Origin of the sequence: Neoroseomonas eburnea, assembly GCF_018129005.1 — a bacterium.
Taxonomy (GTDB): domain Bacteria; phylum Pseudomonadota; class Alphaproteobacteria; order Acetobacterales; family Acetobacteraceae; genus Neoroseomonas; species Neoroseomonas eburnea.
Map to the genome: position 1 here is coordinate 47,298 of NZ_JAAEDL010000022.1, position 14,285 is coordinate 61,582.

16 protein-coding genes are annotated in these 14,285 nt (G+C 74.0%); 11 read left to right on the forward strand and 5 right to left on the reverse strand.

The window, feature by feature from the left end; all coding sequences use genetic code 11:
* The 10 genes from GXW74_RS19700 to fabG all read left to right on the forward strand — a co-directional run bounded on the left by GXW74_RS19700 (nt 1) and on the right by fabG (nt 9,667).
* Nucleotides 1-615 (forward strand): COG4648 family protein, encoded by a 615-nt coding sequence (locus GXW74_RS19700; RefSeq protein WP_211848256.1) that lies wholly within the window; start codon nt 1-3, stop codon nt 613-615.
* Entirely contained in the window at nt 605-1,921 is a 1,317-nt protein-coding gene (locus tag GXW74_RS19705) for an AMP-binding protein (RefSeq protein ID WP_211848257.1), read from the forward strand. Before GXW74_RS19700 ends, GXW74_RS19705 begins: the two co-directional genes overlap by 11 nt.
* A gap of 188 nt (nt 1,922-2,109) precedes the next feature.
* Nucleotides 2,110-2,466 (forward strand): hypothetical protein, encoded by a 357-nt coding sequence (locus GXW74_RS19710; protein ID WP_211848258.1) that lies wholly within the window; start codon nt 2,110-2,112, stop codon nt 2,464-2,466.
* The gene (locus GXW74_RS19715) at nt 2,463-3,368 is read left to right on the forward strand and encodes an acyltransferase (RefSeq protein ID WP_211848259.1); all 906 of its coding nucleotides are present in this window, start codon (nt 2,463-2,465) and stop codon (nt 3,366-3,368) included. The genes GXW74_RS19710 and GXW74_RS19715 overlap by 4 nt, the downstream gene beginning before the upstream one ends.
* A 173-nt stretch (nt 3,369-3,541) precedes the next feature.
* Nucleotides 3,542-4,027, forward strand: a complete 486-nt coding sequence (locus GXW74_RS19720) for a LolA-related protein (RefSeq protein WP_211848260.1) — start codon at nt 3,542-3,544, stop codon at nt 4,025-4,027.
* Nucleotides 4,024-6,351 carry an MMPL family transporter gene (locus GXW74_RS19725; RefSeq protein WP_211848261.1) on the forward strand — a complete coding sequence of 776 codons (2,328 nt, stop codon included), beginning with the start codon at nt 4,024-4,026 and terminating at the stop codon, nt 6,349-6,351. Before GXW74_RS19720 ends, GXW74_RS19725 begins: the two co-directional genes overlap by 4 nt.
* Before the next feature lie 5 nt (nt 6,352-6,356).
* Entirely contained in the window at nt 6,357-7,541 is a 1,185-nt protein-coding gene (locus GXW74_RS19730; RefSeq protein WP_211848262.1) for a beta-ketoacyl-[acyl-carrier-protein] synthase family protein, read from the forward strand.
* Nucleotides 7,538-8,329: a beta-ketoacyl synthase chain length factor gene (locus GXW74_RS19735; RefSeq protein WP_211848263.1), complete on the forward strand. Its 792-nt coding sequence runs from the start codon at nt 7,538-7,540 to the stop codon at nt 8,327-8,329. The genes GXW74_RS19730 and GXW74_RS19735 overlap by 4 nt, the downstream gene beginning before the upstream one ends.
* The gene (locus GXW74_RS19740) at nt 8,326-8,754 is read left to right on the forward strand and encodes a phosphotransferase (RefSeq protein ID WP_211848264.1); all 429 of its coding nucleotides are present in this window, start codon (nt 8,326-8,328) and stop codon (nt 8,752-8,754) included. The genes GXW74_RS19735 and GXW74_RS19740 overlap by 4 nt, the downstream gene beginning before the upstream one ends.
* Before the next feature lie 208 nt (nt 8,755-8,962).
* Nucleotides 8,963-9,667, forward strand: coding sequence for a 3-oxoacyl-ACP reductase FabG (gene fabG, locus GXW74_RS19745; protein ID WP_211848265.1), 705 nt, complete (start codon nt 8,963-8,965; stop codon nt 9,665-9,667).
* A 3-nt stretch (nt 9,668-9,670) separates the two neighbouring features.
* Here fabG and GXW74_RS19750 read toward each other — a convergent pair whose 3' ends face one another.
* Entirely contained in the window at nt 9,671-10,066 is a 396-nt protein-coding gene (locus GXW74_RS19750; protein ID WP_211848266.1) for a hypothetical protein, read from the reverse strand.
* A complete protein-coding gene (locus tag GXW74_RS19755; RefSeq protein WP_211848267.1) occupies nt 10,050-10,865 on the reverse strand; it encodes a glycosyltransferase family 2 protein in 816 nt (271 codons plus the stop codon). Before GXW74_RS19755 ends, GXW74_RS19750 begins: the two co-directional genes overlap by 17 nt.
* A 31-nt stretch (nt 10,866-10,896) precedes the next feature.
* On the opposite strand from GXW74_RS19755, the gene GXW74_RS19760 reads away from it, so the two are divergent.
* Nucleotides 10,897-12,231 carry an NAD(P)/FAD-dependent oxidoreductase gene (locus GXW74_RS19760; protein WP_211848268.1) on the forward strand — a complete coding sequence of 445 codons (1,335 nt, stop codon included), beginning with the start codon at nt 10,897-10,899 and terminating at the stop codon, nt 12,229-12,231.
* Here GXW74_RS19760 and GXW74_RS19765 read toward each other — a convergent pair.
* The 3 genes from GXW74_RS19765 to GXW74_RS19775 all read right to left on the reverse strand — a co-directional run bounded on the left by GXW74_RS19765 (nt 12,209) and on the right by GXW74_RS19775 (nt 14,261).
* Nucleotides 12,209-12,595: a hypothetical protein gene (locus GXW74_RS19765; protein ID WP_211848269.1), complete on the reverse strand. Its 387-nt coding sequence runs from the start codon at nt 12,593-12,595 to the stop codon at nt 12,209-12,211. The two genes, GXW74_RS19760 and GXW74_RS19765, sit on opposite strands and share 23 nt — an antisense overlap.
* Nucleotides 12,596-12,738: 143 nt before the next feature.
* Nucleotides 12,739-13,401 (reverse strand): YdcF family protein, encoded by a 663-nt coding sequence (locus GXW74_RS19770; RefSeq protein WP_211848270.1) that lies wholly within the window; start codon nt 13,399-13,401, stop codon nt 12,739-12,741.
* Nucleotides 13,398-14,261, reverse strand: coding sequence for an alpha/beta fold hydrolase (locus GXW74_RS19775; protein WP_211848271.1), 864 nt, complete (start codon nt 14,259-14,261; stop codon nt 13,398-13,400). The genes GXW74_RS19770 and GXW74_RS19775 overlap by 4 nt, the downstream gene beginning before the upstream one ends.
* Nucleotides 14,262-14,285: the final 24 nt, after the last annotated feature.

Here is a 14,285-nt window from a genome sequence, read left to right on the forward strand (position 1 = left end):
ATGCCGTCGTTCCCTCTGGCACCGCGGCTGCGGATCTCGCTGCCGCTTTCCGGGTTGCTGATCGCGGCGCGGATGGCGGGGCAGGATGCCGCCGGTGCCGCCTTGGCTGCCGCGCTGATCGGGGCGATGCTCGCCCCCGCTGCGCGTCCCTTGGGCATTGCCGGCGCGGCGGTCGCCACAGGCGGGGCAACGGCCCTGTGGGTGGCGCATCCGGGGATGGCCGAGGCGGTGCTCGCCGCCCTGCCGCTTGCCGGCAATCTGGCGCTCGCCTGGCATTTCGGCGCGACGCTGCGTCCTGGGCGGGATCCGCTGATCACCCGATACACCCGTTTCGAACACGCTGAGGTATCGGCGGGGCTCGCACGGTATACGCGGCGGCTGACGCTGCTGTGGGCGGGGTTCTTCCTGCTGTGCGCGGCGGTGAACGCGGCAACGCTGGCCGGGCACGGTCCTGCGGCGGGGCCTTTCGCGGTGTTCAACCTTGGTCTCGCCGCGGCCTTTTTCCTGGGCGAGCATCTGGCCCGCGCCGTGCTCTTCCCGGAACTCGGCCGGGCGCGGCCATCCCGCACCCTGCGGGCGGTCTGGCGCGCGGAGGTGGTGCCCCATGCGCACTGACGCGACCTTCCCCCTGACCGCCCGCGCGCCGGGGGAGGTGATCTTCCGCCGCGGCGCCATGCCGGTGACCGCGGCGCGCTTCCTGGCGGAGGTCGCGGCCCTCGCCGCGCGCTTGCCGGCCGATGGGCCGGTGCTGAATTTCTGCGCCGACCGCTACCTGGCGCTCGTCGCCTTCGCGGCGGCGCTGTCGCGCGGGCATGCCACGCTGCTTTCGGCGGATCGCTCCCCGCAGCGGCTGGCCGATATCGCGCGACTGCACGGGGCGCGGTACGCGCTCGCCGATACCGATGTCGCGTTGCCGCTGCCGGTCCTGCGGCCCGAAGCCGCGCCAAGCGAGGCGGCGCCAAATCCTGTCATCCGCGCCGACCGCGTCGCGGCCATCGCCTTCACCTCCGGCAGCACGGGGGAGCCGCGGCCGCATGCCAAGCCCTGGGGGGCGCTGGTGGCCGGCGCCCGGGCCGCCGCCGCGCGGTTCGCCGTGACGCCCTGCACGGGCATCGTCGGCACCGTGCCGGCGCAGCACATGTACGGCTTCGAGACGACCCTGATGCTGCCCTTGCAGGGCGGCGGCGCCGGGCATGCCGGGCCGGTCTTCTACCCTTCCGACATGGCGGAGGCGCTGGCCGCCATGCCGGCGCCACGCCTGCTGGTGACGACGCCACTGCAGATGCGCGCGCTGCTCGGCAGCGGCGTCGCGCTGCCGCCGCTGCGGGCGGTGATCTCCGCTACCGCACCCCTGGCCGCGGGACTCGCCGCCGAGGCCGAGGCGGCCTGGGGCGCACCGGTGCTCGAGATCTACGGCGCGACCGAGGCCGGTTCCGTCGCCTCCCGCCGCACCCTCGAGGGCGATGCCTGGCTGCCCTATGACGGCACCGCCTTCACCATCACCGAGGACGGCGCCAGCGTGACGGTGCCTGGCCTGCCCGCCCCGGTGCCGCTGGCCGACACGCTGGAGGCGCTGGAGGCCGGGCGCTTTCGCCTCGGCGGTCGGCGGGCCGACATGGTGAAGCTGGCGGGCAAGCGGGCTTCGCTCTCCGGCCTGACCAGCATCCTGACCGGGATCGAGGGCGTCGCCGACGGGGTGTTCCTGGCGCCGCCGGACCTCGACCGCAACCCGCGCGCCCGGCTGGCGGCGCTGGTGGTGGCACCGGGGCTGACACCGCAGGCTGTGGTCGCGGCGCTGCGCGGACGCGTCGAGCCCGCCTTCCTGCCGCGCCCGGTGGTGATGCTTCGGTCGCTGCCACGCGACCCGGTGGGCAAGCTGCGGCAGGGCGACCTGGCGGCGCTCGCCTGGCCGCGGCACTGAACAGCGACGCCGCGATGCCGGTGCGGGCCCGGTTGCCGAACGGTCAGCGCGCGGCCCGAACGGGCGGAAGGTGCCGGCGCGGACCCGTTGCGCCCGGTGCGCCGCAATCGCTTCAGCGTCTTGTTTCGGCCCGCATTTTCATCGGATCGGATGATTTCGCCTGACCGGGATCTGATCTAGACAGCGCCATGGCCACCGACCCCAGCCACGGCCCCGCCCCCGGGCGCCCCGAGGCGGCGCCGGCGCCGGCCGTGCATCGCGCATGCTTCACCGTGCCGCTGACGCACCCTAGCCTGCCCGGCCATTTCCCGGGCCATCCCGTGGTGCCGGGCGTGGTGCTGCTGGACCAGGTCGCCGCGGCGGTGCGCGCGGCCTTCGGTCTTGCGCCGGTGCGGGCCGTGCCGCGCGCGAAATTCGCCGCACCCGTGCTGCCGGGGCAGGAGGTCCGGGTGGCGCTGACGCGGCTCGCTCCTGGCCGCGTCGGCTTCGCCTGCGAGGTGGCGGGCCGGCCGGTCGCGGCGGGAGAGATGGCCTTCGCGGCATGACCGGCACCACCGCCTGGGCCGCGATGCCCGAGCGCGGCAGCGCCGCCGCGTTGCGCCTGATGGCGCGCCTCGCGCTTGGCCTCGGCTGGCCGGTGGGCCATGCGCTGCTCTACCCCGTCACGCTGTTCTTCCTCGCGACCTCACCGGCGGCGCAGACGCGCGCGGTGCGGCGGTACCTGGCGCGTGCGCTCGGGCGTGCGGCGCGGTGGCAGGACCTGTGGCGGCTGTATTTCTGCTTCGCCTCGACCATGCTCGACCGCGTCTTCCTGCTGACCGGGCGGCGGCGCGGCTACCGGGTGGAGGTCGAAGGGCTCGAGATCCTGCGTGCCGCCGCCGCGCGCGGGCAGGGGCTGGTGCTGCTCGGCGCGCATATGGGCTCCTTTGAGGCGCTGCGCGCGGTAGGCGGCGCCGGCGCGCCGGTCGAGGTGCGCATGCTCATGCACACCGGGAATGCCGGCGCGGCGGATGCGCTGTTCGACAGCCTGGATCCGGCGCGCGCCGCCTCGATCATCCCGCTCGGCCGGCCCGAGGCGATGCTGGCGGCGCGGGAGGTGCTGGAACGCGGCGGGGTGGTGGGGCTGCTGGCCGACCGCGCGCCACGGGGCGACCGGATGCTGGCGGTCGCTTTCCTCGGCGCGCAGGCGCCGTTTCCAGGCGGGCCGATGACGCTGGCGGCGATCCTGCACGCGCCCGTGGTGCTGGGCTTCGGCCTGTGGCTCGGCCCGCGGCGCTACAAGCTGTGCTTCGAACCCTTCGCGGATGCCATCGACCTGCCGCGGGAAACGCGGGAGGCGGCGCTGCGCGGCTGGCTGGAACGCTATGCCACGCGGCTCGGCGAGGTGTGCCGGGCCTATCCGTACAATTGGTTCAACTTCTACGAGTTCTGGGGGAAGGGGTCTTGAGGCGGCGGTGGATGAAGGTCGGGGGGAGGGAACTCCCCCCGAACCCCCCCTCCTTTCCTGTGACCAAAGAAGGAAGGGGGTTCGGGGGAGGTTCTCCTCCCCTGACCTTCTGCCGCCGCATCCTCCTCGCGCTTCCCCTGGCCGCTCAGGGCCCCGATCTGCTGCGCGAACTGATGGCGGCGTTGGCCGCCGTGCGCGAGAGCCGCGCGACCTTCACCGAGGAGCGGGAGATCCCGGAACTCGATCGCCCGCTGACCTCGCGCGGCGTGCTCGCCTGGCGTGCGCCGGACCGGATGGAGAAGCACACGATCGAACCGGTCGAGGAGCGCTTCCTGGCGGAGGGCGACAGCCTCGTGCTGGAACACCCCGCGCGCGGCAGCCGGGAGGTGCTGGCACTCGACGCCATGCCCGAGATCCGGCCGGTGGTGGAGGCGATCCGCGCCACCCTCGCCGGCGACCTCGCCACGCTGCGCGAGCATCACGAGGTGGCCTTTTCCGGCAGCCGCGCGCGCTGGCGGATGGTGCTGACGCCGCGTTCCGTGCGCGTGCGCGCGGCGGTGCAGCGCATCATCCTGGAAGGCGAGGGCGCCGCCATCCTGGTGATGGAGACGCAGATGCGCGACGGGCGCGCCCGCATGGCGATCTCGTCCACGCGATGAGGCGTTTCGCCGCGCTTTTCGCCGCGCTGGCCGTGCTGGCGCTGGCCTTTCCGCTGCTGCTGCGCCAGGTGGAATTGCGGGGCGACATCGCCGACTTCCTTCCGACGCCGAAGACGGAGGAAGCCGCCTTCCTGCTGCGGGAGCTGCGCAGCGGCGCGGCGACGACCCTGCTGATCGCCGGTATCGAGGGCGCGGCGGCGCCGGACCTCGCGCGGATCTCGCGCGCCATGGCCGCGCGGGTGGAGGCGAGCGGGCTGTTCGCGCTGGTGGCGAACGGTGCGCCGCGCATGGAGGATGGCGAGGCGGCGCTGCTGTTCGCGCATCGCTACGCGCTGTCCCCCGCCACGACGCCGGAGGCCTTCACCGAGGATTCGCTGCGCCGGTCGCTGGAAGCGGTGCTCGACGGGCTGCGGTCCTCCGCCGCGCCGCTGGTGCGCCGCTACGGCTTCGCCGATCCCACCGGCGCCTTCCTCGCGCTGGTGCGCGGCTGGACGGCCGATGCGCATGTCGCGACGGAACACGGCGTCTGGATGGCGGAGGGCCCGCGCGCGCTGCTGCTGGCGCAGTCCCGCGCCGCCGGGCTGGACACCGGGGCGCAGGCCGCCGCGGCGGCGGCGTTCCGGGCCGCCTTCGCGGAGGCCTCGCCGCCGGCGGGGGCGCGGCTGCTGCTGTCCGGCCCCGGCGTGTTTGCGGCGGAGGCGGCGGCGGCGGTGCGCGCCGACGTGAAGCTGGTCTCGATGCTGTCCTCCGTCCTGGTCGGCGCCTTCCTGATCTGGCGCTACCGCTCGCCGCTGATGCTGGCGGTGGTGGCGGTGCCGCTCTCGGCCGGGACGCTGGCCGCGCTCGCCGTCGTCGATGCGGTGTTCGGGCATGTTCACGGCGCGGCGCTCGGCTTCGGCATGACCATGCTCGGGGTGGTGGACGACTATCCCATCCTGCTGATCACCGGCCGCGCGTCGGAGGAGACGCTGCGGGAGGCAGCGCGGCGCATCTGGCCGACGCTGCGGCTGGCGGTCGCGGCGGCGGTGGCGGGGCTGACGCCGATGCTGGCCTCGGGCTTTCCCGGCCTCGCGCAGCTCGGGCTCTTCGCGGCGACGGGGCTGATCGTGGCCGCGCTCGCCACGCGCTACCTGCTGCCGGCGCTGCTGCCGGCGGAAGGCCTGCCGGTGCGACCGCTGCCCGAACGGCTGGCGCATGTGCTGCTGCGCCTGCCGGCACGGCGCAGGGCGGTGATCGTGCTGATCGCCGCCGTTGCGGCCGCGCTGGCGATGGCCGGCGGACCGCGGACGGAACGCGATCTGGCGGCGCTGAGCCCGGTGCCGGAGGCGGTGCGCGACCTCGATGAGAAGCTGCGCCACCAGGTCGGCGCTCCGGACGTGCGGGTGGCGCTGTCGGTGCGCGCGGCAGATGCGGAAGGCGCGCTACGCGGCGCCGAACGGGCGGCCGAGGCGCTGGCGCCGCTGGTCGCCGCAGGCGCGATCGGTGGCCTGGACCATCCGGCACGCTACCTGCCCAGTGCCGCGACCCAGCACGCGCGGCTTGCCGCCCTGCCTGATGCGGCGAGCCTGGCGGCGCGGCTGGAGGCGGTGCGCGAGGGCCTGCCCTTCCGCGCCACCGCCTTCGCGCCCTTCCTCGAGCAGGTCGGGCAGGCCCGGTCGCAGCCGCCGCTGACGCCGGCGGATCTCGCCGCCGCGCCGCTGCTGTCGGCCCGCCTGACGCCGCTGCTGCGGGCGGAGGAGGGCGGCTGGCGTGCCGTGCTGCTGCCCGCCGAGATCCATGACATGGCAGCCTTGCGCGCGACGGCCGCCGCCGTGCCGGGCCTGCTGGTCGTCGACATCAAGGCGGAGACCGAGGCGCTGCTCGCCGAGGCCACCGGCGCCGCACTGCGCTGGGCGTCGGTGGGTGGCGTGCTGGTGCTGGTACTGCTCGGCGCCGGGCGGGGCTTGGCCGGCGGGTTGCGCATCGCCGCTGCGCTGGGCGGCGCGCTGCTGCTGACCTTCGCGGTGCTCGCCGCCCTGGGGGAGAGGATCTCGGTCTTCCACCTGACCGCTGCGCTCTTGCTGGCCGGCGTCGGCATGGACTATGCGCTGTTTCTTGCGAATACGCGGGCCACGGCCCGTCCGGGGAAGGAATCCGCAGAGGAGGCGGCGCGGGCGTTGGGGTCGGTCATCACCTGCATGGTCACGACGCTGCTCACCTTCGGGCTTCTCGCGCTCTGCCGCACACCCGTGCTGCACGCCACGGGGCTGACCGTCACCGTCGGCGTGGCGGCCGCCTTCCTCCTGGCCTGCGCCCTGGCGCCAGGGCGGGGCGCACAAGGCTGAGGCGCATGCGTCCCCTTCGCATCACGGCGATCACCGCGACCAGCGCGATGGGCACGGGCCTCGCGGCGATGCACGAAACGCTGGCCAGCCGCCGCGCCGGGCTCGCGCCCTGCGACCTGCCGGGCATGCCCGATGGCGTCTGGGTCGGCCGCGTGCGGGAGGCCGAGGCATTGCAGCCGCCCGCGCCGCTCGCCGCCTTCGCCTGCCGCAACACGCGCCTGGCCGAGCTCGCGCTGCGGCAGGACGGCTTCATGGAGGCGGTGGCGGCGGCGGTCGCGCGCCATGGGGCGGGGCGCATCGCGGTGGTGCTCGGCACCTCGACCTCCGGCATCGAGGAGACCGAGCAGGCCTGGGCGCGGCGCGGGCAGGACGGCGCCTTGCCGCCCTACGACTTCGCGCGGACCCACGATCTCCATGCGCTGCCGCGCTACGTGCGGGCGCGCCTGGGCCTGCGGGGCCCGTGCATCCCGATCTCCACCGCCTGCACCTCGGGCGCGCGGGCCTTCCTCGATGCGGCGACGCTGATCGCGGCGGGCGTCGCCGATGCCGCCATCGTCGGCGGGGCGGACACGCTGTGCCGGCTGACGCTGCACGGCTTCGCCTCGCTGGAACTGCTCGCGAAGGGGCCGACGCGCCCCTGCGCCGAGGATCGCGACGGCATCTCGATCGGGGAGGCCGCGGCCTTCGCGCTGCTGGAACGGGCCGGGCCGGAGGATGCCGGGCGGATCGGGCTGCTCGGCGTCGGCGCTTCCTCCGACGGGCACCACATGTCGTCGCCGCATCCGGAGGGGCTCGGCGCGGTGACGGCGATGCGCGCGGCGCTGGACAGCGCGGGCATCGCACCGGCCGCGATCGACTACGTGAACATGCACGGCACCGGCACGCGCGCGAACGATGCGATGGAGGATCGCGCCATCGCGCGCCTTTTCGGCGATGCGGTGCCATGTTCCTCCACCAAGGGTTGGACCGGACATACGCTGGGTGCCTCCGGCGCGCTGGAGGCGGCGGTCGCCGCGGTCTGCATCCAGGCGGGGCTGGTGCCCGGCTGTCTCGGCCTGGCGCGGCCGGACCCTTCCTTCGTCTCGGGCGTCGTGGTGGAGAACCGCGCGACGCGCGTCGATCGCGCGTTGTCCAATTCCTTCGGCTTCGGCGGCAGCAACTGCGCGCTGGTGATCGGGCGTATCCCATGACGCTGCTGGTCGGCATCGCCGGGATCGGGCTGCTCGGGCCGGGGCTGGCGGGCTGGGCGCAGGCCGCTCCGGTGCTGGCCGGCCAGGCGCCCTACGCGCCGGCGCCGCTCACCCCGCCGGCGCCCACCCTGCTGCCGCCGACCGAGCGGCGCCGGACCGGGCCTTCCGTGCGCCTCGCGCTCGCCGTGGCGGCGGAGGCGGTGCAGGACAGCGGGGCGCCGCCGGAGGAGCTCGACACCGTCTTCGCCTCCTCGAATGGAGAGGGGCAGGTCATCACCTCGATCCTCGAGGCGCTCCACACGCCGGACGGCGCGATATCGCCGACGCAGTTCCACAACTCGGTGCACAACGCGGCGGCGGGGTATTGGGGCATCGCGGTGGGGTCCTCGCGGCCCTCGGTCAGCCTCGGTGGGTATGACGGCGTCTTCGCGACGGGGCTGCTGCACGCGGCGGCGCAGGTCGTGGCGGGTGGGGAGAAGGTGCTGTTCGTCGCGCACGACGTGCCGCTGCCGCCGCCGCTCGGCGCGCTGCGACCGACCAGCGAGTCCTTCGCGCTCGCCCTGGTGCTGGCGCCGGGAGGGGCGCGCCGTGGCGCGTTGCGGATCGAACCGTGCGAGCTGCCTGCACCCGCCGCGCCGACGCTGCCGCCGGGGCTCGGCACGCTGCACGACGGCAACCCGGTGGCGCGCGCCCTGCCGTTGCTGTCGGCGCTGGCGGCAGGCAGGCACGGCGGGATGCTGCTGCCGATGCTCGATGATGCGAGCCTTTCCGTCACGGTGCTGGGGTGAGCACGCTGCCGGCGTCGCGGGAGGCGATCGCGCGCCTCATCCCGCACCAGGGCGCGATGTGCCTGCTCGACCGCGTGGAGGCCTGCGATGCGGAGGGCATCCTGTGCTCTTCCGCGACGCATAGCGACGCTGCCAATCCGCTGCGGCGGGACGGGATGCTGCCGGCGATCTGCGGCGCGGAATACGCGCTGCAGGCGATGGCGCTGCACGGCGCCCTGACCCAGGGCGCGCCGCAGGGGCGAGGCTTCGTCGCGGCGCTGTCGGGCGTGGAGATCGGCACGGACCGGCTCGACGACGTGGTGGGGGAGTTGGCGGTCGCGGCCACGGCGATGGCGCGGGAGAGCCGGGGATTCATCTATCGCTTCACCATCGACGGCGATGGCCGCAGGCTGTTGGGCGGACGGGCGACGGTGGTGCTGGCATGATGTGCGACGTGGAAGCGCCGGGGCGGGGAACCTCCCCCGGTCCGGGAACCCCAAGCGCTCCCGTGCCTTTCCTTTTCGGAGCCGATCTCGGGGGGCAGCCTCCAGGAGCCAGGGACGGTTGGGGGGTTCCGGTCCCATGGGCGTTGCGCGGCGACGCCGATGGGGGCCCGGTCCATGGAGACGTTCCCTTGCCCCCGATCTTCCCGCGATGACCCGCGCCCTCGTCACCGGCGGCGCGAGCCCGATCGGTGCGGCCATCAGCCGTGCCCTGGCACGCGACGGCCATGACGTGATCGTCCACGCCCACGCCAATGCCGACCGCGCCGCGGCTCTCGCCGCCGAGATCGGTGGCAGCAGCATTGCCTTCGACATCGCCGACCATGACGCGTCGCGCATCGCCTGCGAGGCGCTGCTTCACGACGGCCCGATCCAACTCCTGGTGCACAATGCCGGCACGCATGAGGACGTGCCGTTGGCCGGCATGAGCGAGGCGCAGTGGCGGCGCGTGCTGGCGGTCTCGCTGGATGGCTTCTTCCATGTCGCGCGGCCGCTGCTGCTGCCGATGATGGGTACGCGGCGCGGGCGGATCGTGGCGATGTCCTCGGTCTCCGCCATCATGGGCAATCGCGGCCAGGCGAACTACGCCGCCGCCAAGGCCGGGCTGATCGGCGCGGTGCGGTCGCTGTCGCTGGAATGCGCGCCGCGGGGCGTGACGGTGAACGCGGTGGCGCCGGGCCTGATCGAAAGCCCCGCGGTTGCGGCGGCGGTGCCGGCAGACATGGTGAAGCGGATCGTCCCGGCGCGGCGCCTCGGACTGCCGGAGGAGGTGGCGGAACTGGTCGCCTTCCTCTGCTCCGACCGCGCGGCCTACATCACGGGGCAGACGGTTTCGATCAACGGGGGGATGGCGTAGCGGTCAGCCGCCGCGCAGGATCGCAGCTTCCAGCGCCCGCACACGGTCGTTGTAGGCTTGGTGGATCTGCACCCCGTCGTAATCGAGGTTCAGGCTGTTGACGTAGCGGATCGTGAAGCTGCGGATGTCGAAGGCGATATCCACCGTCATCTGGTGGCTGCGCCAGGTGTTGGTGCCACGCAGCAGGCCGGACCGCACCGCCTGGATCTGCCAGCCGCCCACCGCGGCGGCGGCGCGGCGGATCAGCGCCTCGCGCTCCGCCATGTTGCCGCGGCCCGGGAACTGGCCCCCGGTGCTTTCGTAGATCGGCTGCTGGCGGCAGGCGCCGAGGCCGATGCCGCCCCCCAGCGCAACCAGGACCGGCAGGCTGCGGCGCAGCGCGTCACGACGGTGGATCATCGCGTCCTTCCCCTTCCAGTCGTCGCAGCCCGGCCAGGCTGCGGCGCAGCCCCGCGGGGTCCATCCCGCGCGCGAGCAGCTTGCCCGCCACCATCATGACGATGCGGGCGATGTCCGCAACGGGTCTGAAATGACTGGGGCGGCGCAGGGTCGCGCCGTAGAGGGCGGGGATGTCGGCCGCGACGGTGGTGATGCCGGCGCGGGCGGCGTCGATCAGGATCTCGCTTTCGAAGGAGAAGCGGCGCGCGCGGCCTTCGTAATGCGCGAGTCCGGCCAGTGCCGCCGCCGGATAGATGCGAAGGCCGGACTGGCTGTCCGCCACCGCATGCCCGGCGGCCCAGGAGATCCAGAAATCCGCGATGCGGTTGGCCCGCCGCCGGGCCTCGGGCTGTCCGGAGGCGTGGCGGCGGGACCCGATCACGATGCGGTCGGGCCGCGCCAGGGCGAGCAACCGCGGCAGATCCTCCGGCCGGTGCTGGCCGTCCCCGTCCAGGGTGGCGACGAAGGCGGCGCCGCGCGCCAGCGCCTCGGTCATGCCACGCCGGAGCGCCGCGCCCTTGCCCTGGTTTCCCGACATTGCCACCACCTCGGCCCCGGCCGCCGCAGCCAGCGTGGCGGTGCCGTCGGTCGAGCCGTCATCCACCACCAGCAGCGGCGCATCGGGCAGCGTGGCGCGGACGCGCGCGACCACGGCCCTGATGGTTGCCGCTTCCTGGAAGGCTGGGATGACGACGGCGAGCCTGGCGGGCGCCGTTGCGGTTGCGTCGGTCACGGGAATGCGGCTGGAATGGTCGCGCACCTTACCGTCCAACCGCGTCGGGACCTAGGCCATGCCGCTCGATTCCGCCGCCCTCCAGGGCGAGACCGCCTGTGACGTGCTCATCATCGGCGGCGGGCCCGCCGGCGCCACCGCGGCAACGCTGCTCGCGGAGAAGGGCCGGCGCGTCGTGGCCCTGGAGAAGGACCGCCATCCGCGCTTCCACATCGGCGAGAGCCTGCTGCCGCTCAACCTGCGCATCTTCGAACGGCTCGGCGTGCAGGACGAGATCGCGGCGATCGGCGTCCACAAGCCCGGCGCGCGCTTCGTCTCGGACGAGCACGGCAAGCACACCGCCTTCTCCTTCGCCGCCGGGCTGAACCAGGACTACACCTACGCCTACCAGGTGCGGCGGTCGCAGTTCGACGAGATCCTGTTCCGCCGCGCGCTGGCGGCCGGCGCCGATGCGCGCGAGGGGGTGCGCGTGCTCGACGTCACGCTCGATGCGCGGGGCGGGCACCTGGTGACGGCGCGCGGGGAGGACGGCGCGATGCACGCCTTCCGCGCGCGCTACGTCATCGACGCCTCCGGCCGCGACACGCTGCTCGCCACCGCCATGGGCAGCAAGGCGCGCAACCCGCACAACAACACCGCCGCCATCTATGGTCATTTCCGTGGCGTCGCGCCGTTCGGGGAGCATGAGGACGGCAACATCACCATCCATCTCTTCGACCATGGCTGGTTCTGGATGATCCCGCTGCCGGACGAGGTGATGAGCATCGGCGTCGTCAGCAATCCCGGCTTCTTCAAGCGCCGGCGCGGGCCGGTGGAGCCCTTCCTGATGGAGACGCTGCGGTCCGTCCCTTCCGTCGCGCGGCGGATCGAGGGGGCGGAACTGATCTCGGACGTCACCACCACCGGCAACTACTCCTACGCGTCCAGGGTGATGCACGGCGACGGATGGCTGATGGCGGGCGACGCCTATGCCTTCATCGACCCGGTCTTCTCCTCCGGCGTGCTGCTGGCGATGGCGAGCGCGGAGATGGGGGCGGAGGTCGCCGACGCCTGGCTCGACGACCCGGCGCGCGCGGCGGGCATGGCGAAGGCTTTCGAGCGCAAGGTGAAGCGCGCCATCGGATCGCTGTCCTGGCTGATCTACCGCATCAACACGCCGGTGCTGCGCGACATGTTCATGGAGCCGCGCAACCGTTTCCGCATGCGGGAAGGCCTGGTCAGCCTGCTGGCGGGCGACGTGCACGCCAATGCCAACCGCCAGTTGCCGGTACTGGCGTTCAAGGGTGCCTTCTACGCGCTGTCCCTCGCCTACCGCTTCGGCTATCGCCTGCGGCCGGAGGGGCTGACGAAGGTGCCGCCTTCCGGACCGGTTACACCGGCGGCTGCCGGATGATCGCGCGTTCCAGGTTCTCGATCCAGCCATTGTAGTTCTTGTGGATGCTGGTCCCGTCGTATTGCAGGTTCGTGCTGTCCGCGTGGCGGATGGAGAAGCTGTCGGCAGTGTAGAAGACTTCGGTCACCGCGACATGGCCGCGCAGGCGCAGGGTGGCGCGGACCAGGCCCGGGCGGACCGGTTCCATCTCCCAGCCCAGGCCGGCGCCGGCGCGCAGGATCTGGTTGCGGCGGGCCTCCGGCGTTCCGCTGTCGACGAAGCTGCGGCTTTCCACGTTGTAGACCGGCCGCGTGCAGCCCGAGAGGCCGAACGCGCCCGCCATCGCCAGGACCGGCGCCGTGCGGAGCAGGCACCTTCGTTGCATCCGTCTTCCTCCTGCTGTCCTGCGCGCCACGGTGCGGGCGGCGCGCGAGCCGCGGCCTGATGGCGGCGAGCCATTCCGCCGACCGTCATCAGCGTGTTGGCCTCGCGCAGGGCCGCGCCGCAAGTCCCGGCGCGTGGCGCCGGTCAGCCGATCCGCGCGAGCCAGCGCCGCCGCCGCAGCATGCGGGCGAGCAGCCTCCCGGTCACGTACCAATGGACCATGAAGCCTTCCGCCAGCAGGCGGGGCAGCGCCACGCGCAGGTTGTCCTCCGCCGCCACCGGCGCGGGCGAGAGGCCGAGGCCGCGTGCCATCAGCATGGCCCGATGCAGGTGCAGGCGGCTGGTCACCAGCGTCTCCGGCCCTGCGGCCGGGGGCGCGTCGCGGTGGTTGCGCAGGTTCTCGAGCGTATGGCGGGACCGGGTCTCGAGGCCGATGCGCGCGGCATCGAGCCCCCGCGCGGCCAGCCAGTCCCGCCCGGCCTCGGCCTCGCTCGGCGTGCCGGGGGCGGCGCGCCCGCCCAGCACCACCACGCCTGCGCCGGGATGCGCCTTCGCGAGGGCCAGCGCCCGGGCCAGCCGCGCGATGAAGTCGGGCGAGGGCGCGCCGCCCGGCAGCAGGCGATGGCCGAGCACCAGGATGCGAGCCGGCGCCGCGCCGGGTTCCACGCCCGCGCGCCGCGCCGTCCGCAGCACGGCCAGGGTCGCGGCGAGCGGCGCCAGCCCCGCCGTCAGCAATGCTGCGAGCAGCGCCGCCGCCAGGGTGATCGCGCCGTCATGGCCGAGGAAGGGCGGCGCGCGTCCCGTCACGCCGCCAGCCAGGTCCGCGCCGCGGCCTCGGCGCCGGAGGGTAGCGCCACCTGCCGGTCCACGGCCCAGGCGGTGATGTCACGCGCCACGCGGTCCCCCCGCATGTCGCGCAGCATCATGTGGTAGCCGTCCGGGTAGAAGCCGACGCGTTGGCGGGCGGGCTCGGGCAGGGTGGCGACCAGCCGCCGGGTCGGCGCCGCGGGCACCAGCCGGTCCCGCCCGCCATAGAGCAGCAATGCCGGCCCACGGAAGCGCGGCGCCGCCGCCACCGCCGCGTCCATCAGGTCCACCAGGCCGGCAAGTGCATCGACGCGGGTATGGCGGATCAGCAGCGGGTCGCTCGACCAGCGCTGCCAGGCGGCGATGTTGTCGGTCGGTTGGAAGCCGGGCGCGGAATTCGCGAAGCCCATCATCGGCACCAGCGTGACCATGACGTCGAGCATGTTGCGCGCGAACCAGCCGAGGCTGTCCCGCCCCACCACGGCCGGGGCGAGCAGCACATGGCCATCCGCCGGCGGCGGGTTGGCAGAGCCGCCCGCCACCAGGAGCACCGCGCCGCCCATGCTTTCCCCCATCATCACCAGCGGCAGGCCGGGATGGCGGGCGCGGATCAGGCGGGCAGCCTCGGTGGCGTCGGCGGCCATGGTCTCGTGCCCGGCCCAGATGCCGCGATGGGGCGCGCCCCCGAAGCCGCGCTGGTCGTAGCCGTAGAGGGCGACGCCCTCGTTGGCGAACCAGGGCGCCGCATCCTGCAGGAAGGCGCGGGCGTGCTCGTTCATGCCGTGCAGGCCGACCACGACGGCGCGCGGCGGGCTTGGCGGCAGCCAGGCATGCAGGGGCAGGCGGGCGCCGTCGGCCATGACCAGGACATCGCCGAAGAGGGA